At 59.0% G+C, this 17283-nt stretch carries 18 protein-coding genes; 17 read left to right on the plus strand and 1 reads right to left on the minus strand.

What is annotated here, in order from left to right:
• From AB6729_RS15040 to AB6729_RS15080, 9 genes are all read left to right on the plus strand, one after another.
• Positions 1-759, plus strand: a complete 759-nt coding sequence (locus AB6729_RS15040; RefSeq protein WP_371082446.1) for a PilN domain-containing protein — start codon at positions 1-3, stop codon at positions 757-759.
• The gene (locus AB6729_RS15045; RefSeq protein ID WP_371082447.1) at positions 756-1397 is read left to right on the plus strand and encodes a hypothetical protein; all 642 of its coding nucleotides are present in this window, start codon (positions 756-758) and stop codon (positions 1395-1397) included. Before AB6729_RS15040 ends, AB6729_RS15045 begins: the two co-directional genes overlap by 4 nt.
• Positions 1394-2002 (plus strand): hypothetical protein, encoded by a 609-nt coding sequence (locus AB6729_RS15050; RefSeq protein ID WP_371082448.1) that lies wholly within the window; start codon positions 1394-1396, stop codon positions 2000-2002. The genes AB6729_RS15045 and AB6729_RS15050 overlap by 4 nt, the downstream gene beginning before the upstream one ends.
• Positions 1999-2904, plus strand: coding sequence for a type II secretion system protein (locus AB6729_RS15055; protein ID WP_371082449.1), 906 nt, complete (start codon positions 1999-2001; stop codon positions 2902-2904). The genes AB6729_RS15050 and AB6729_RS15055 overlap by 4 nt, the downstream gene beginning before the upstream one ends.
• Positions 2905-3221: 317 nt before the next feature.
• A complete protein-coding gene (gene dnaK / locus AB6729_RS15060; protein ID WP_371082450.1) occupies positions 3222-5132 on the plus strand; it encodes a molecular chaperone DnaK in 1911 nt (636 codons plus the stop codon).
• 374 nt (positions 5133-5506) lie between these two features.
• A complete protein-coding gene (locus AB6729_RS15065) occupies positions 5507-5677 on the plus strand; it encodes a hypothetical protein (protein WP_371082451.1) in 171 nt (56 codons plus the stop codon).
• A gap of 95 nt (positions 5678-5772) precedes the next feature.
• The gene (locus AB6729_RS15070) at positions 5773-6531 is read left to right on the plus strand and encodes a hypothetical protein (RefSeq protein WP_371082452.1); all 759 of its coding nucleotides are present in this window, start codon (positions 5773-5775) and stop codon (positions 6529-6531) included.
• Between the two features lie 47 nt (positions 6532-6578).
• Positions 6579-7574, plus strand: a complete 996-nt coding sequence (locus AB6729_RS15075; protein ID WP_371082453.1) for an Fpg/Nei family DNA glycosylase — start codon at positions 6579-6581, stop codon at positions 7572-7574.
• Positions 7575-7648: 74 nt separating this feature from the next.
• Complete coding sequence (locus AB6729_RS15080) at positions 7649-8860, plus strand: DnaJ C-terminal domain-containing protein (RefSeq protein ID WP_371082454.1); 1212 nt, start codon at positions 7649-7651, stop codon at positions 8858-8860.
• Positions 8861-8962: 102 nt separating this feature from the next.
• Here AB6729_RS15080 and AB6729_RS15085 read toward each other — a convergent pair whose 3' ends face one another.
• The gene (locus AB6729_RS15085) at positions 8963-10237 is read right to left on the minus strand and encodes a glycosyltransferase (RefSeq protein WP_371082455.1); all 1275 of its coding nucleotides are present in this window, start codon (positions 10235-10237) and stop codon (positions 8963-8965) included.
• 231 nt (positions 10238-10468) lie between these two features.
• Between AB6729_RS15085 and AB6729_RS15090 the strand changes: the two genes are divergently transcribed.
• The 8 genes from AB6729_RS15090 (at position 10469) to atpC (ending at position 17241) form a co-directional block, all read left to right on the plus strand.
• Entirely contained in the window at positions 10469-10927 is a 459-nt protein-coding gene (locus AB6729_RS15090) for a hypothetical protein (RefSeq protein ID WP_371082456.1), read from the plus strand.
• 11 nt (positions 10928-10938) lie between these two features.
• On the plus strand, positions 10939-11646 hold the full coding sequence (locus tag AB6729_RS15095; protein WP_371082457.1) for an ATPase: 708 nt from the start codon (positions 10939-10941) through the stop codon (positions 11644-11646).
• Positions 11646-12185: an ATP synthase F1 subunit delta gene (gene atpH / locus AB6729_RS15100; protein WP_371082458.1), complete on the plus strand. Its 540-nt coding sequence runs from the start codon at positions 11646-11648 to the stop codon at positions 12183-12185. The genes AB6729_RS15095 and atpH overlap by 1 nt, the downstream gene beginning before the upstream one ends.
• A gap of 80 nt (positions 12186-12265) precedes the next feature.
• Positions 12266-13813 carry a F0F1 ATP synthase subunit alpha gene (gene atpA / locus AB6729_RS15105; RefSeq protein ID WP_371082459.1) on the plus strand — a complete coding sequence of 516 codons (1548 nt, stop codon included), beginning with the start codon at positions 12266-12268 and terminating at the stop codon, positions 13811-13813.
• 58 nt (positions 13814-13871) lie between these two features.
• Entirely contained in the window at positions 13872-14111 is a 240-nt protein-coding gene (locus AB6729_RS15110) for a hypothetical protein (protein ID WP_371082460.1), read from the plus strand.
• A 4-nt stretch (positions 14112-14115) separates the two neighbouring features.
• Positions 14116-15249, plus strand: a complete 1134-nt coding sequence (locus tag AB6729_RS15115; protein ID WP_371082461.1) for a F0F1 ATP synthase subunit gamma — start codon at positions 14116-14118, stop codon at positions 15247-15249.
• A gap of 24 nt (positions 15250-15273) precedes the next feature.
• Complete coding sequence (gene atpD / locus AB6729_RS15120) at positions 15274-16716, plus strand: F0F1 ATP synthase subunit beta (protein WP_371082462.1); 1443 nt, start codon at positions 15274-15276, stop codon at positions 16714-16716.
• A gap of 96 nt (positions 16717-16812) precedes the next feature.
• Positions 16813-17241, plus strand: a complete 429-nt coding sequence (atpC, locus tag AB6729_RS15125; protein ID WP_371082463.1) for an ATP synthase F1 subunit epsilon — start codon at positions 16813-16815, stop codon at positions 17239-17241.
• Positions 17242-17283: the final 42 nt, after the last annotated feature.

A 17283-nucleotide genomic window follows, 5' to 3' on the forward strand; every position in this document is an offset into this window, starting at 1 on the left:
GTGCGCGTCTCGATTAATCTCGCAACCCGGCCCTACGTGGAGCTGGATCGGCTGCTGAAGCAGCTTCGCATTGCCATTGGTGTGCTGGCTGTGATGGCGCTTGCGCTGGGCATATGGCTGTATACGCAGTCGTCAAAGGCGCGGCAGCAGGTGGTGGAACTGAATGCATTGAAGACGCAGGAGCAGAAGCTGCAGGGCGAGCGCAATGCGAATGAGGCTCGTTTACGGCAGCCGGTGAATGCGGCCACGCTGAGTCGCAACCAGTTCCTGAATACGCTGTTCCAGCGCAAGAGTTTCTCGTGGACTGCGGTGCTGATGGATCTGGAGGAGGTGCTGCCGGAGGGCGTGCAGGTGTCGTCCATTGAACCTGTGCTATCGGCTACGGGTGAGGTGACCATTCGTATGCGTGTGCTGGGGCAGCGTGAGAATACGGTGCAACTAGTGCGCAACCTGGAGAAGTCACATCGGTTTATCGCGCCGCGTCTGGCAGGTGAAGCGCAGCAGACAGCGCAGAAAAATGCCACGACAATTGGCGCGAATGGCCTACCGCAGCTTGCTGCTGCGCAGACGGGTGTGAACGGCCTGCCTGCTATCTCCGGTGTGGAGTTTGAGATTGTTTCCGGCTATAACCCGCTGCAGGCGCGTGTTCACGAAAAGACCGCAGCGAAGGCTGAAGATGAGACCGCTGAAGATAAGACCAAAGATAAGGTCGATGAAAAGACCAGGGTCAAGACCAGGCCGGGGGTGAAAAAGCCATGAGGCTGCCTTCGGGACTGACTGTATCGGGCGTGACCCTGAACGACGTGCAGCGCGAGCGTATGCGCAAGATCGCAACGCCGGTGAATGCGCATCTGGTGGTGGCTGCTGTGCTGGTTTTGCTGTGCCTGTATCTCGGCGTGCGGCTGTACATGGTCAGCGGCAGCACCGGAACGCAGGGCAGTGAGGCAATTGTGGTGGCACAGTCACGTGTGGCTGCAGCCAATCTGGCGGCGGAGAAACTGCGCGGCGTGGATTCGAAGCTGCAGGCGTCGGATACCGAGGCGCAGAAGTTCTACACGGATCGGCTGCCCTATGCGTACTCTGACGTGGCTGCTGCGATTGGAACGCTGGCGAAGGAGACGAACGTTCGCTGGAGCCGCGCGTCGTACGTGCAGGCCGCTCCCACGGATGGCGTAACCGAATTGCGTATCGACGGCGCGGTGATGGGCGATTACGTTTCTGTGGCGCACTTCATCAATGCCATGGAACGCAGCAAGAGCTTCTTCCTGATTGAGAACCTGGCGCTGACCGGCGCCCAGGGTGGTTTGGTGAATCTGCAGCTTCGGATCGGAACGTATATCCGCGAACCCATGCCTGCCTATACCGCGGCGCAAACCGCCACGGGAGCGCATCCATGAGCGCGATGAAGGTGGGTAGCGAGGATAAGAAGAAGCTGATTGCCGCCAGTGCCTTTGGCCTGATCGCCTTGTTGTATCTGGTGTACACCTTTGTCGGTGGCAGCAGCGATACGGCGTCGACTGCCGCGGTGCAGACGGCTCCTTCTGCCTCTACGAATGTGGCCAACCCGGCAGCACATGTCACGGCGCGCGTTACGCCATCGAAGCTGGATCCCACGCTGCATCCCGAGGGAATGCTGCTGACAGAATCGCTGGTCTACGCCGGAAAGGGGCGCAATATCTTTGCGCCTCCGGGAACACCATCGGGTGAAACGAAGCTGGCGGCGATCCCGAAGCCAATCGCCTCGCCGCGCTTTATGCCGCAGACTCCGGTCAATACCGGTCCGCCACCCCCACCACCCATCAATCTGCGATATTTTGGCAATGCGACGCGTAAAGACGGTGTGCGGCAGGCGTTTCTATTGCAGGGTGAGGATGTCTTCATCGCCGGCAAGGGCGACATTGTCAGCCGCCGCTACAAGATTGGGGAAGTGTCCGCGCACGATGTGGAGGTCACGGACCTGACCAACAACAACACGCAGCACCTTCCCCTGATCATGCAATGACCACGCTTCAACCAGTCCGCAAGCACCGCGAAGGAGAGGAAGGCTATCTCCTGCTGGGGCTGGTGGTGGTGTGTTTTCTACTGCTGCTGGTGTTGGGGGTGGCTGCGCCGCGTGTGGCCAAGCAGTTGGAACGCGACCGCGAGGTGGAATCGGAGCATCGTGCCCAGGAATATGTCCGGGCCATCCAGCTTTTCTATAAGAAGAACAATCGCTATCCCACATCGATTGATGACCTTATGGGGAAAGCGTCGGGCGGTGGCATGAGCCTGGGCGGTAGCAATGCGAACGTGCATTACCTGCGACAGCAATACAAAGATCCGATCACTGGTGGCGAATATCGCTTAATCCACTTTGGCGAGGCCAAAACGGAGGTCAAGGGCTTCTTTGGCGAGCCGCTGCAGGGAGCCCCGATGGGAAATCTGGGGTCCGCGGCGGGTATGGTGTCGAATCTTGGAAATTCCTCTGCCCCAGGCGGAACGACTGGCTCCACGGGAACCACCGGCACCACCGGCACCACTGGCACCACTGGCACCACCGGAAGTACAGGCAGTACCGATCAGACCGGTTCGCAGTCTGGGGGTAGCAGTTCCTCGATTGGCGGTATGAACGCCACAGCGTTTCAGGGCAGCAAGGGCATCATCGTCGGCGTCGGCAGCAACGGCAAAGGCCACGGACTGGTGGAATGGAATGGTTCGGAGAACATTGAGGATTGGGAGTTTCTCTACGACCCTCGTGTGGAGCTGCTGAAGGCCAGGGTGAGCATCTTCGGCGGGACTCCCGCGGCCAATGGGAGCGGCTCGTTTGGCAGCGGACTCGGGTCGAGCAGTGGAACGGGTAGTAATCCAGGTACAGGCCCAACCAGTGGCACGTCTTCGGGAACTGGCACGAACACGACACCTTGAATCCACCCCATCATTTCTGAGCCAGTATGCATTCCTGGGGAATTACCCGGGATGATGGGTTTCCTGAAACTGCGGTAGTTTCCGGCGGATTGGATATCTCTGGGTCTATTTTGCGGGTATTTGGCGCGATGGCAGGAGGCTTCCAGAGGTGAGAGAGGGAAGGTGCGACCAAAAGGTGGTTTGCTACATCAAATACATTGACAACAAGTCACTCACATGTGATTCTGGACGTGCCTGAGTTAGACGGCGTCATATAAGTTTGAGCAGGAAATTGCGGCCCAGACCCTGACGGGAGGCCGCCGGAGGAGCAAAGACTCATGGGTAAGATCATTGGAATTGACCTTGGAACCACTAACAGCTGCGTTGCCGTGATGGAAGGCGGCGAGCCGAAGGTGATTCCAAATGAAGAAGGCGGCCGCACCACGCCGTCGATCGTTGCGTTTACGAAGAGCGGCGAGCGCCTCGTTGGTCAGGTGGCAAAGCGCCAGGCCATCACTAACCCCGAGAACACCATTTACTCCATTAAGCGCTTCATGGGCCGCCGCCCGAATGAAGTGAATGAAGAGATGAAGATGGTTCCCTACAAGGTGGTCGCAAAGGGCGACAACGTTGTGGTGGATGCGCAGGGTAAGGAATATACCGCGCCGGAAATCAGCGCGATGATTCTGCAGAAGCTGAAGAAGGCTGCTGAAGATTATCTTGGCCAGAGCGTGACGGAAGCCGTCATCACCGTTCCGGCGTACTTCAACGATGCTCAGCGTCAGGCTACGAAGGACGCGGGCAAGATTGCCGGTCTGGATGTGAAGCGTATCGTCAACGAGCCCACCGCGGCTGCGCTGGCTTACGGCCTGGATAAGAAGAAGGACGAGACCATCGTGGTGTATGACTTCGGTGGCGGTACGTTCGACGTGTCGGTGCTTGAAGTAGGCGAAGGCGTCATTGAAGTGAAGGCCACCAACGGCGACACGCATCTGGGTGGTGACAACCTTGATCAGCGTCTTGTGGATTGGCTGATTGATGAGTTCCGCAAGAAGGAAGGCCTGGACCTGCGCGGCAAGGGCAACGAAATGGCCCTGCAACGCCTGAAGGACGCGGCTGAGCGCGCGAAGATTGAGCTCTCCACAACCATGGAGACGGAGATCAACCTGCCGTTCATTACGGCAGACGCGACCGGACCGAAGCATCTCGTGGAGAAACTGACACGAGCGAAGTTCGAAAGCCTCGTTGAGGACCTGCTGCAGAAGTCGGTCGGCCCGTGCAAGCAGGCGATGCAGGATGCTGGCATCGATGCGTCGAAGGTTGACGAGGTCGTTCTCGTTGGTGGACAGACGCGTATGCCTCGCATCCAGCAGCTGGTGAAGGACCTGTTTGGCAAGGAACCACACAAGGGCGTGAACCCGGATGAAGTCGTAGCGATTGGCGCGGCGATTCAGGGTGGCGTTCTGGGCGGTGAAGTGAAGGACCTGCTGCTGCTGGATGTGACGCCGCTGACCCTGGCTATCGAAACGATGGGCAGCGTTGCGACGCCGATGATCCCGCGCAACACGACCATCCCGACGAAGAAGAGCGAAACCTTCTCGACGGCTGCGGATAACCAGACAGAAGTGGAAGTCCACGTTCTGCAGGGTGAGCGTCCGCTGGCGAACCAGAACCGTACGCTGGGCAAGTTCAAGCTGTCGGGTATTCCTCCCGCACCGCGTGGCGTGCCGCAGATTGAGGTGACGTTTGACATTGACGCGAACGGCATCCTGAACGTGACGGCGAAGGACAACGCCACGGGCAAGGACCAGAAGATCACCATCACTTCCAGCTCGGGTCTGAGCAAGGAAGAGGTGGAGCGGATGGCCAAGGAAGCGGAAGCCCACGCGGGCGAGGACAAGGAGAAGCGCGACGAAATTGAAGCGCGGAACCAGCTCGACAGCCTCGTCTACAACGTGGAGAAGACCTTCCGCGAGAACGGCGACAAGATCAGCGGCGCAGAGCGCGGCGATGTGGAAACTGCACTGGCCGATGCGAAGAGCACGCTGGCGGGAACGCCTTCTGCGGCTGATCTGAAGGCTGCGAACGAGAAGCTGACCGCGGCCAGCCACAAGCTTGCCGAAGCCATGTACAAGGCCGGTCAGGCTCCCACGGATGGCGCTGCTGCCGCTGCGGGAACCACCACCGAAGAGCCCAAGCACGAAGAGGGCGTAATCGATGCCGAGTACGTGGACGTCGACAACAAGTAAGCACTTCGTGCCGTCCTCGACGTGCTTCGCGCGTGCATGTTGGGAATGGTGGAACAAGCTGGAAGCCGGGGAACCGAAACAGGTTCCCTGGCCTCCTCCGAAAATTTCTACGGATTTCGTAGAAATAGGAAACAAAGACGCGAATCGAAACGTAGATTACGGTGTCTAAATAAGTGTGAATCGCGCTGCTGCAATCAGCGTGGTTCCGGTGGAAGACGGGGTGCTGCAATCACCGTGTCGGAAGCCAGGTGACGAACACCGCCGCGCACAGCACGGCGATGCGAATCGAACACGGAGAGGGCGCTCGAAGCCAATCAGCGCATCGAGCGCCCTTCGTGTCTATAAAGCAGCAGTAGCCGGGAAGGGAGAAGGCCATGAATAGTGTGATCTGGAAATGCGAGCAATACGTCGCAGGCAAGCTCCACGAGAAGACCATCTTTGAGAGTGAACAGCAGGCAAGGGAGTTCGCCCGCAAACTCTACGATGTCCGTCCGGATACAATCCTGCGCATTGAACCCATGCCGATTCAGCACGTGTGGAACTAAGACGAATCGGGTTTCCAGCAGTGCCGATGGCGTAATCGCCATCGGCATTTTGCTTTTTACGAAGGAACATCGGCTGGTAGCATCGGTGTGTTCCGATGATTGCCATTGAAAATGTTACGGACTGGGTAACCAGTGAGAAGTCGTTGACTTTTGCCACGTGGGCGCTGGTGATTGCCACCATTGCGCTGGTGATGGATTCGTGGCTGAAGGGCCGTGAGCAGCAGAAGCGCTGGGATTCTGAGGATCAGCGATCGGCCGAACAGACCGAGCTGCAGCTTGCACGCTGGAAGGAAGAGGATCAGCAACGTCATTTTCAGGAGTCGCCGCATGTGGCCTTCGGTCTGCAGGCGGTGGATCACAAACTGCGTATCTGGTGCGCCAATGTGGGTGCCGTGGCGTTTGTGATTGAGTCTGTGGTGTTGCAGGATTTGAACGGCCAGACGATGGAGCACAGCGAAGTCAGCGTGTTGCCCAGCGGATCGCTGGAGAGCTTTTCGCTGGCGCAGATGAAGCTTGCCAGCTACTACGGCGAGAAGGTCTTCGAAGTGCGGCTGCGTATCAAGGTGGCTGAGAAAACAATTGAAACGAAGCCTTCCTGCTTCACGTTGAACATCGGCTTTCGCGGCGATCTTGCGAGTGTCTCGGAGAGTACGGGCGAGCAGGTATCGAAGATGTGCCCGAAGTGCGAGCACATTGCGGTGTTTCAGTTTGACGATGCATCCGGCCTGAAAGAATTACGTGGGAAGCTGGCAGAGGGTGTGGAACAGATTGCTGCTGTGTGCCCGAACCATGCGGCTTCGGGGTTGTTGTGGATGATGGATCCTTACGGCAAGAAGTATCAGGTTGCAGAGTAGGTCTTCGTTTTTGTTCTGCGTCCATGAATACGGGGAGAGTGTGACCTATGCCGGAAGGCAATGAGATACATCGCTGGGCCGCGCGGCATAATGCAGCGTTTGCCGGGCGCAAGGTAAACGTGTTGCCGGGGCTGAACCATCGCTTTAAAGACGCGCACCTGGTGGACGGCAAGAAAATGGTGCAGGTGCATGCGGTGGGCAAGCACCTGGGTTATGAGTTTGCGAACGGGCTTTATCTGCACATTCATCTTGGCCGCTTCGGCGATTTCACAGAAGGGCTTGGCCCACTGCCAGAGCCGAAGGGAACACTGCGTGCGGTGATGCAGCGTGCGGGTTCGGGCAAGGTATCGCGCAGCGTGAAAGGCAATGCGCATGCGTTGACCGGGCCCTACAACGGGCCTCCCGGCAAAGACGATGGAACCCAGCCGTTCCCGCCGGAAGATGTGGACTGGTGGGAGTTGCGTGGGCCTACGGATTGCTCCGTCTACGACGCGGAAAAGTGGCAGGCGTTGCTGAATCGTCTGGGGCCTGATCCATTGGCGCATGAGCCCGGCGGGCATGACGATCCGGAGCGTGCTATCAACGCGATTCTTACGAAGAAGGCGAACATTGCAGAGCTGCTGATGGATCAACAGATAATCTCCGGTATTGGCAATATCTATCGTGCGGAGCTGCTCTTTCGGCATCGTGTGAACCCCTTTACGCCGGGCGATGCGATGGACGCGAAGATGCTGAAGGCTATCTGGAAGGACGCTGCCGTCCTGCTGAAGGCGGGCATGGTGGATCGGCGTATTGTCTGCACGAAAAAGAGTGATCGTCCATCAAAGAAAGATCCTGCGCTGCGTGGCGAGGAGCATTATGTCTATCGTCGCCACGGCAAACCGTGTTTCGTATGCGGAGAGGCCATTCTGCGCAAGGATGTGGCAGGGCGCACGCTGTACTGGTGCCCGAACGATCAGCACACCACGAAAGAGCAGACGGCGTCCGCTCTGAAGCCGGGGATAAGTCTGCGTTCGCAACGCATGCCGCGACGGATGGATTGATTTTTGTTCTTATAGTGAGACACGGCAGCGCCGCTGAGTGACTTTCACTCATCTAATCTGGTAGCAAGAAGACAATGGCACCCACTCAGAACAAGGATTATTACGGCGCACTCGGCGTGAAGAAGACGGCCACCGCGGATGAGATCCGCAAGGCCTTCCGCAAACTTGCGCGCAAGTATCACCCTGACGTCAACCCCGGCGATAAGAAGTCCGAAGAGCAGTTCAAGGAAATCTCCGAAGCCAATGACGTCCTGAGCGACGAGAAAAAGCGCAAGATTTATGACCAGCTTGGCTTCTACTCCGACAACATCGACCCCGCGGCGGCAGAGGCTGCAGCGCGCGGTGGCTATGGTGGCGGTAACACGTATAGCGGCGGTCATGCAGGCGGCGGTGTGCCGTTTGATTTTGGCGGATTCGATTTCTCTGGCGGCACTGCGCAGCAAAGCTCTGGTGGTGGATTCGGCGGCGGGTTCCGCGACATCTTTGGCAGCATGTTCAGTGGTGGCGGCGGCCGCCAGCAGACACAGGCGGCGCGTGGGCCGCGTCCGGGGACAGACCTGGAGTACCAGGTAGAAGTGGACTTCTGGACGGCAATCCGTGGCGGCACCACGAAGATTGAGATCTCGCGGCGGGAGCAGTGCGGCACGTGCAAGGGAACCGGCACGGTCGGCGCTCCGCAGACGTGTCCGCAGTGCAATGGCAGCGGTCAGATTACGCAGATGCAGGGTCGCATGAAGTTCAACGTGGCGTGTCCGCGTTGCGGCGGCACGGGGCGTTTGCAGTTGGATTGTGGCACATGCCACGGCGAAGGCACGGTGACGAAGCGCCAGACGCTGGAGTTCCGCATCAAGCCCGGCACACGCGATGGTCAGCGTATTCGGCTTGCGGGCAAGGGCAATGCAGGCACGGAAGGCGCGCCTTCCGGCGACTTGTATCTCATCATCAAGTCCGGGCCGCATCCGGTGTTTACGCGCGCTGGCGATGACATTCGCGTAACGGTGCCGGTGCTGGCGTTTGAGGCGGCGCTGGGAACGAAGATTGATGTGCCCACCATTGATGGCCGCACGCAGTTGAAGATTCCGCCGGGAACACAGACCGGGCAGAAGCTGCGTCTGCGCGAGAAGGGTGTGCCGTCTGCTTCGCAGGAAGGCGTGCGTGGCGATCAGATTGTGGAAGTGCAGATCGTTGTGCCGAAGATTCAGGATGAGCGCTCGAAGGAGATTCTCCGCGAGCTGGCGAAGTTGAATCCGGAGGATCCGCGCGAGGCGTTGTTCGCGAAAGTTTAGTTTGGCTAACTAACGTATCGCATCGTCATCCTTCGGCTTCACTTCGTTTCGCTCAGGATGACGGCCTTTGGCCGTATGAGCTTCGCTGGTTAACTTGCATCTTTACGAACGTGTCGCCATCAATTGCTCGATCGCGTGTACAGCGTTTGCTGTGCCGTCTTCCTTACGAAGGATTTCGCCTATCAACGCGGCGCGCTCTGCGAAGCTGTTGTCGCGTAGCAGGCGCAGCAGCGAGTAATGCGCCTGCCGGTCCCTCCACATTCTGCGTTCGTGCTTCAGGCCTACGCCGAGTCGGACAATGCGCGCGGCATTGTCAGGCTGATCGAAGTTGAAGGGCACGACGACCTGGGGGCGCCCGGATCGCAGTGCTTCCGCGGTGGTGCCAATGCCGCCCTGATGCACGATGATGGCGGCGTGCGGGAAGAGTTTGCGGTAGTCCGCGTAAGGCACCGTCAGGATGTTTGGCGCGCTTAATCCGCGTGGATCGCCCACGAGAATGGCACGCATACGAAGCCGGTGTGCGGCGCGTGCGCTCATCCAGAAGAAATTGCCGGGCGCGTGTACTGCCGCAGAGCCAAGTGTGAAGACGATGGGCGGTGTTCCCGCCTGCAGGAATTCCTCCATGCGTTGCTGTACTTCGTCGTGTTCCGGCAGGGATTCCTGTTCGTAATGCGCGAACCCGGTTTGCAGTGTGTTTGCGGGCCAGTCTGGCTGTGGTTGCGCAAACTGTGGAGAGAACGTGGCCAGCACCAGGTTTGCTTTCAGCTTGCCGGTGCGCAGGGCTTCCGAGTCATCCGGCAGGCCGAGGCTCTTGCGAAATTCCCGTAACGGAGTGCTCCAGCGGCGGAATGCGAGGGCAGGCAGTTTCAAAAGAGCTTTCTGAAACATCAATGGCCAGCTACGCGTGAGGGACAGGAACGGGAACCCAGGCAGCACGGAGGGATCGTGCGCGGAGAGGAGGCTGATGGGGGAAAGCAGAACGGAAACCCAGGGGATGCCAGTTTTTTCCGCGAGGATAGGCGCGGGAAGAACCACTTCGCCTGCGATGAGAAGGTCCGCGCCGGAGCAGATGCGTTCCAGTTCCGCGTACATCTCCGGAAGGTGTGGCAAGAACATTTTTCGGAAGAGATATTCCGGTCCGCGCACGGTGCGCATGAGGCGGTGCATCAGTTCCGGATCCTGCGGAGAGACCGGCGGCCCCAGCGACTGAACCTCAAACCCAAGAGCCTGAATGCGTTCTTTGTAAAAAGGGGTAGTGGCTATGACCGGATGGTGTCCACGGTTGCGAAGCTCCTGTGCCAGCGCCAGAAATGGGTGAAGATCGCCCAGCGATCCAAATGACGCGATGACAATACGTTTTCCGGGAGTTTCAACCATGCCACTATTCAGGCTACCGTAAGCTTTCGGTGGAAGTGAAAGTGCTGTGAAATCCACAGAAAAAACCCCCTGCCGAAGGTCCGCATACCGTCTGGTTTCATTGACCAGAACGGTCCGGGATTGATATAACAAAGGGGTTGCCGCTGTCCCCTTTGCTCCGCCAGGGTGCCCTCTCCGGGCGCTTGAACGAGAGACGGGAGCTCCCTTTAGGGCACGGCCCCACGGTCCTTCATGCAAGCGATTCTGAACCAACTTGGCGATCTTGTGCTCGGCTCTGTGCCGACCGCCGTCTTTTTCCTGATCTTACTGGCCGCCTACCAGGTGCTTGTCCGCAAGCCGATGGAGAAGGTGCTGGCGGATCGCCATGGTCGTACCGGCGGGGCCATGGATGACGCAAAGGCAGCAATTGCCGCGGCGGAAGCAAAGACGACGGAGTACGAAACCCGTCTTCGCGATGCCCGCAGCGAAATTTTCAACGCCCGTGCCGCCCGCCAGAAGGCCGCTTCCGATACACGCGACAAGGCGCTGGCTGAGGCCCGCACTGCGGCACAGCATCGCATTGGCGTTGCGCGTGAGGCGGTGGAGCGCTCCGGAGTCGAGGCAAGGGCACAGATTGAGACGCAGGCAGCCGCCCTGTCGCAGAGCGTGATGGCAGCGATTCTGCCGCACCGCGCAGGAGTCGCCCGTTGAAGATTTTCCGTATGAAATTCGTATTTGCAGCACTGCTGGCGGTCACGCTGGCTGCACCTGTCGTCCATGGGCAGGAGTCTGCTGCCGCGTCGGCTTCGGTGGCTTCCGGCCAGAAGTTTGAGCCTGAGGCGGTTCCGGAAAAGAACAATCCGGAGCGCAAGGAAGCTGAGGGAGGCGAAGAAGCATTCCGCAAGTCCCCTTCCGTCATTAAGCTGGGGCACATGCTGGGCATGGAACCGGGAACGGCTTCGGCAGTGTTTGAGTGGTTCAATGCCATCATTCTGCTGGGCGCTGTGGGTTTTGGTTTAGTGAAGGCTCTGCCGAAGGCGTTCCGCGCACGCACTGAGGGAATCCAGAAGAACATTGTGGAAGCCCGCGTGGCCACGGAAGAGGCGAAGGCTCGCCTGTCTGCCGTGGAAGGCCGCCTGGCGAAGCTGGATAGCGAAATTGCTGCTCTCCGTACAGAAAACGAGAAGGCCGCCATGGAAGAAGAAGTTCGCATCCACGCACAGGCCGAAGAAGAGAAGAAGCGAATTCTGGAAGCTGCAGAGCAGGAAATTGCTGCTGCATCCGCCGCCGCCACTCGCGATCTGCGCGCCTATGCCGCAGAGATTGCCGTGGACCGTGCCGCTTCGCAGTTGAACATTACGCCGGAAGATGACCGCATCCTGATTGAATCGTTTGCGGGCAAGCTGGGCAGAGAAGGGAGCCGCAACTAATGGCCGCCTTCGAACTTCGTTATGCGCGCGCATTTCAGCAGGTTGTTGCTGCGCAGAATCTGAATATTGACAGTGTTCGCCAGCAGGTTGCTGACTTTGCTGCCACGCTGGACGGCAGTCGCGAACTACGCGAATTTCTGCTGAATCCGACGCTGGATCATAAGGACAAGGTCAAAGTTCTGGATGCAGTTGCAGGACGTGTCGGTCTGGATAAGCCGGTCCGCAACTTCGTCGCGGTGCTGATGGACCACGGCCGCCTGGAGTCGCTGAAGGACATTGCTGCTGAGTTCAGCACCCTGGCCGATCTGGCCAACGGGATTGCCGAGGCAGAGATTGTTACCGCGAAGTCACTCTCGGAAAATGAGAAGCAGCTGCTGGGCAGTAAGGCTGGCGCGCTGGCAGGCAGCCGGGTTCGCGTCACCTGGACGCAGGACGCGTCTTTGCTGGGCGGAGCGGTGATTAAGCTTGGCTCGCAGGTGTACGATGGCTCGGTTCGCGGACAGTTGCAGCAGTTGAAGCGGCACCTGGCAGGCGCTTAAGAAAAGTTTTGCAGTAAACAAGTTTGTATCGCGCCAGGGCAATCGAAAGTTGCACAGGGCGCAGGAGACGAAAGAGACACATGGCACAGCTCAAGGCAGACGAAATTACAGAACTGCTTCGTCAGCAGATCGAGAACTACGAACAGAAGATTACTGTCGATGAAGTCGGCACGATCATCTCGCTGGGCGACGGTATTGCGCGCATCCACGGCCTGGACAAGGTTATGGCAGGCGAACTGATTGAGTTCCCCAAGGGCATCAGCGGTCTGGCCATGAACCTGGATGAAGACCAGGTGGGCGCCGTGCTGCTGGGCGACTTCACGGAGATCAAGGAAGGCGACACGGTCAAGCGCACCGGCAAGATTATGAGCGTGCCCGTGGGCGATGCCCTGATCGGCCGCGTGGTGAACGCGCTCGGTCAGCCGATTGACGACAAAGGCCCCATCGACACGCCGTACACGCTGCCTGTCGAGCGTCTGGCTCCTGGTGTTATTGACCGTAAGTCCGTGACGGAGCCGATGGCGACCGGCATCAAGGCTATCGACACCATGATTCCGATCGGCCGTGGTCAGCGTGAGCTGCTCATCGGCGACCGCCAGACCGGCAAGACTGCAATCGCTCTGGACACGATCCTGAACTCGGCGAAGAACGACCTTATCTGCATCTACTGCGCAGTGGGACAGAAGCGTTCGTCCGTGGCCCAGGTCGTGCAGACGCTGGAAGAGTACGGCGCCATGGCGTACACGATTGTTGTTGCTGCGACGGCCTCTGAGCCCGCGCCGATGTCGTACCTGGCTCCCTATGCCGCGACTGCGATGGGCGAGTACTTCCGCGACAACGGCAAGCACGCTCTGATTATTTACGACGATCTGTCGAAGCACGCAGCGGCGTACCGCGAGATTTCGCTGCTGCTGCGCCGTCCGCCGGGCCGCGAAGCGTATCCAGGCGACGTGTTCTATCTCCATTCGCGTTTGCTTGAGCGTTCGTCGAAGGTTTCGGACAAGCTGGGCGGCGGTTCGCTGACGGCTCTGCCGATCATCGAAACGCAGGCTGGCGACGTGTCCGCGTACATCCCTACCAACGTGATTTCGATCACCGATGGCCAGATCTTCGTGGAAACCGATCTGTTCAACTCCGGTATCCGTCCGGCTGTAAACGTAGGTCTGTCGGTATCGCGTGTCGGTTTTGCTGCTGCGATGAAGGCCACCAAGCAGGTGGGTGCAACGCTGAAGCTGGATCTGGCGCAGTACCGCGAGCTGGCTGCCTTCGCGCAGTTCGGTTCGGATCTGGACCCCGCAACGCAGAAGCAGTTGAACCGTGGTTCGCGTCTGGTTGAGATTCTGAAGCAGCCGCAGTTCCAGCCGTTGACCGCTGCACAGCAGGTGGCCATCGTGTTCGCTGGAACGAAGGGTCTGCTGGACGATATCGACGTGAAGCAGGTGCAGGCGTTCGAAGCAGGCTTCCACGAGTACATGAAGACCACCGGCCAGTCGATTCTGGATGCCATCATGAGCAAGAAGGCTCTGGATGACGAGATCACCAAGAACCTGACCAACGCCATCAATGATTACAAGGCCACGTTCAAGGCCGGCCAGAAGGACAACAAGGCCGCCCTCGCGACGGCATAACAAGAATCGCCGGACAGGAGCAGACGCTTCCTGCCCGGCCCAGCCAAAGGTTATTCCCATGACGACCTCGGTCGTAGTTCTCGTAGTTGTTTTCGCGGTTCTTAATGTGGCGTTTCTGACATGGTCCCACTGGATGCAGACACGCCGGATGAAACAGATGCACCACAGGCTTGATATTCATTCGCACGATCTGGGCCAGGTGCAGGCGGAGCAGCAGGAAATCGAGGCACGTGTTTCCGTAGGGGAACAGGAACGCCGCTGGCAGGAAGAGATTCGCAAGGTTTCGGAAAAGTTCTAAACGAATGGCAAACGTACTGGATCTAAAGCGGCGCATTCGCTCCGTGAAAAACACGCGGCAGATCACCAAGGCCATGAAGATGGTCTCGGCGGCGAAGCTGCGTCGTGCGCAGGAGCGTGCGTTGCAGGCGCGTCCGTATGCGCAGATGCTGGCTAACGTACTGCAGTCGCTGGTGCGCCGCGCCGCTCTCTACGGGGACGAAGGCAACGGCGATGTCGTGCATCCGCTGCTTGTCGAACGCGAAGAGAAGAATGTGCTGCTGCTCGTCGTCGCAGGCGACAAGGGCTTCGCGGGTGCGTTCAACTCCAACATCGGCAAGGCCGCGCAGAAGTTCATCGACTATCGCCGCGAACCAAAGCAGGTGACGGAAGACGATCCGCGACCGGGCGAGCAGAACATCGACATTGAGACGGTCGGCCGCAAGACGCGCGACCTGTTCAAGCGCAAGTATCCGGAAGCCGCGTGGAAGCACATCGATGAGGAGCATGATGAGCCCATCGGCATCTCGCACCACATTGAAGACCTCCGCCAGCGCAAGGCGCCAGTGGAGGTCACCAAGGACCTTGGCTTCCTGTTGGCGAAGCTGAATTTCACAGAAGTGGACAAGGCCGCGCATTCGATCATTGACCGCTATGAACGCGGCGAGATCGATTCGGTTTACATCGTCTACAACGAGTTCAAGAGCGTTATCGCACAGCGCGTTGTAGTGGAGAAGCTGCTGCCGATCCGCAAGCTGGGCTCGCCGGAAATCACGGCCGCGGAAGAGATGTCAGAGGAATTGAAGGAAGCAGCCGCTCGCGCAGCCTCCACCTCAGGCGTCTCTATCAATGAGCCGGAAGAGACGGAACTGGACCGCGAGGCGAAGAAGTTTGGCACGGCAGACGTGGATTACATCTACGACCAGGATCCGGCGAAGCTGTTCAAGCACCTGCTGCCGCGTTACGTGACCACGCAGATTTACCATGCGCTGCTGGAATCCAGCGCCAGCGAACATGCCGCGCGTATGACGGCCATGGATGCGGCCAGCAGCAACGCCAGCGACATGATTGATTCGCTGACACTGACCATGAACCGCGTGCGTCAGGCAGCCATCACCAAGGAAATTATCGAGATCGTTTCAGGAGCGTCGGCCATCTAGGCTGCGTTTCGCAAAGAGAGACTTATGGCAGAGAACATCGGCAGAGTAATCCAGATCAGCGGCCCGGCCGTTGACATCCAGTTCGACGAGAAGCACATGCCGCCTATCTATCAGGCGCTGCGCATCACGTCGGAAGGCTTTGATATCCCCACGCCGCTTTCGGTGATCGTGGAAGTACAGCAGCACCTGGGCGAAGGCCGTGTGCGTACGGTTGCTATGGAAGCGACCGAAGGCATGGTTCGCGGCATGAAGGCCGTCGACACCGGCAACCCGATCATGGTGCCCGTGGGCCGCGAGACGCTGGGCCGTGTGCTCAACGTGATCGGCGAGCCCGTGGATCAGCTTGGCCCCGTACAGACGGAGCTGCGCAAACCCATCCATCGCCAGGCACCTGCGTTTGACGAGCAGGCCACCGGCGAAGAGATGTTCGAGACGGGCATCAAGGTTGTCGACCTGATCCAGCCCTTCTTGAAGGGCGGTAAGATCGGCCTCTTCGGCGGCGCCGGTGTGGGCAAGACGGTTCTGATTCAGGAGCTGATCAACAACGTTGCCATGCAGCACGGTGGTTTCTCCGTGTTTGCCGGTGTGGGTGAGCGTACCCGCGAAGGTAACGATCTGTGGATGGAATTCCAGGAGTCCGGCGTTATCGACCCGACCGACTGGCGCAAGAGCAAGGCTGCACTGATCTATGGCCAGATGACCGAGCCGCCGGGAGCGCGTCTGCGTGTGGCGCTGACCGGTCTGACGATCGCGGAACACTTCCGCGATGAAGAAGGCTCGGACGTGCTGCTGTTCATCGACAACATCTTCCGCTTCACGCAGGCAGGTTCTGAGGTTTCCACGCTGCTGGGCCGTATGCCTTCCGCCGTGGGTTACCAGCCGAACCTGGCCAGCGAGATGGGCCAGCTTCAGGAGCGCATCACGTCCACGAAGAAGGGTTCCGTTACGTCCGTGCAGGCCATCTATGTGCCCGCCGACGATTTGACCGATCCGGCTCCGGCGACGACCTTTGCCCACTTGGACGCGACCACCGTGTTGAACCGTGCACTGACGGAAATCGGTATCTATCCGGCTGTCGATCCGCTCGCTTCCACCTCGCGTATCCTCACCCCGCGCGTTGTTGGTGAAGAGCATTACGCAGTGGCGCAGCAGGTGAAGGGTATTCTGCAGCGCTACAAGGATCTGCAGGACATCATCGCCATCCTGGGTATCGACGAACTTTCGGAAGACGACAAGATCACCGTTGCCCGCGCACGTAAGGTGCAGAAGTTCCTGTCGCAGCCGTTCCACGTTGCGGAAGTCTTCACCGGCAACCCCGGCAAGTACGTCAAGGTGGCCGACACGGTGCGCTCCTTCAAGGAGATCATCGAAGGCAAGCATGACAGTGTGCCGGAGCAGGCCTTCTACATGAAGGGCGGCATCGAGGAAGTGCTGGAAGCCGCAGCCAAGATGAAGGCAAACGCGTAAGAACCGTTGCTCACGTTTCGCTCGTTGATTGTGCTCCCGTTGGGTGAGCCGATCACGAGAGAAACGTGAGAAACGAGGTAACGAGAGCAACGATAAATGGCAGACGCAACTACACATTCCGGCCAGCTCGCAGTCCGCATCGTTACGCCGGACCGCGTTCTGATTGACACCACGGCAGACGCGATTGAGCTTCCGGCTCTGTCGGGCTACATTGAAGCGCTGTACGGCGCTGCACCGCTGCTTGCCGAACTTGGCGCGGGCGAAGTGAAGCTGCATGGCGGCAACTCCGGCAACGCGAAGTTTTTCGTTGCGTGGGGTTTTGTCGAAGTGCTTCCGGAGCGCGTCACCGTTCTCGCAGAGACGGCGCTGAAGCCGGAAGAGATCGATGCCGCCCAGGCACAGCAGCAGCTTGCCGATGCAGAGAAGGATTGGAACGAAGCAGGCGACGATGCCGCGAAGTTCGATTACGCCCGCGCAGAAATTCGCGTGGCAGAAGAGAAGATCGCAGCAGCGAAGGATCGCTAGAACATTCTTCAGACAATCGCGAAAGGGACCGGATTTCCGATC

The sequence above is a fragment of the Terriglobus sp. RCC_193 genome, from assembly GCF_041355105.1.
In the GTDB taxonomy this organism is placed as follows: domain Bacteria; phylum Acidobacteriota; class Terriglobia; order Terriglobales; family Acidobacteriaceae; genus Terriglobus.

Coding starts and splice junctions, on each gene's coding strand:
- AB6729_RS15045 (WP_371082447.1), top strand. CDS start 756: ATGAGGCTGCCTTCGGGACTGACTGTATCGGGCGTGACCCTGAACGAC.
- AB6729_RS15050 (WP_371082448.1), top strand. CDS start 1,394: ATGAGCGCGATGAAGGTGGGTAGCGAGGATAAGAAGAAGCTGATTGCC.
- AB6729_RS15055 (WP_371082449.1), top strand. CDS start 1,999: ATGACCACGCTTCAACCAGTCCGCAAGCACCGCGAAGGAGAGGAAGGC.
- dnaK (WP_371082450.1), top strand. CDS start 3,222: ATGGGTAAGATCATTGGAATTGACCTTGGAACCACTAACAGCTGCGTT.
- AB6729_RS15065 (WP_371082451.1), top strand. CDS start 5,507: ATGAATAGTGTGATCTGGAAATGCGAGCAATACGTCGCAGGCAAGCTC.
- AB6729_RS15070 (WP_371082452.1), top strand. CDS start 5,773: ATGATTGCCATTGAAAATGTTACGGACTGGGTAACCAGTGAGAAGTCG.
- AB6729_RS15075 (WP_371082453.1), top strand. CDS start 6,579: ATGCCGGAAGGCAATGAGATACATCGCTGGGCCGCGCGGCATAATGCA.
- AB6729_RS15080 (WP_371082454.1), top strand. CDS start 7,649: ATGGCACCCACTCAGAACAAGGATTATTACGGCGCACTCGGCGTGAAG.
- AB6729_RS15085 (WP_371082455.1), bottom strand. CDS start 10,237: ATGGTTGAAACTCCCGGAAAACGTATTGTCATCGCGTCATTTGGATCG.
- AB6729_RS15090 (WP_371082456.1), top strand. CDS start 10,469: ATGCAAGCGATTCTGAACCAACTTGGCGATCTTGTGCTCGGCTCTGTG.
- AB6729_RS15095 (WP_371082457.1), top strand. CDS start 10,939: ATGAAATTCGTATTTGCAGCACTGCTGGCGGTCACGCTGGCTGCACCT.
- atpH (WP_371082458.1), top strand. CDS start 11,646: ATGGCCGCCTTCGAACTTCGTTATGCGCGCGCATTTCAGCAGGTTGTT.
- atpA (WP_371082459.1), top strand. CDS start 12,266: ATGGCACAGCTCAAGGCAGACGAAATTACAGAACTGCTTCGTCAGCAG.
- AB6729_RS15110 (WP_371082460.1), top strand. CDS start 13,872: ATGACGACCTCGGTCGTAGTTCTCGTAGTTGTTTTCGCGGTTCTTAAT.
- AB6729_RS15115 (WP_371082461.1), top strand. CDS start 14,116: ATGGCAAACGTACTGGATCTAAAGCGGCGCATTCGCTCCGTGAAAAAC.
- atpD (WP_371082462.1), top strand. CDS start 15,274: ATGGCAGAGAACATCGGCAGAGTAATCCAGATCAGCGGCCCGGCCGTT.
- atpC (WP_371082463.1), top strand. CDS start 16,813: ATGGCAGACGCAACTACACATTCCGGCCAGCTCGCAGTCCGCATCGTT.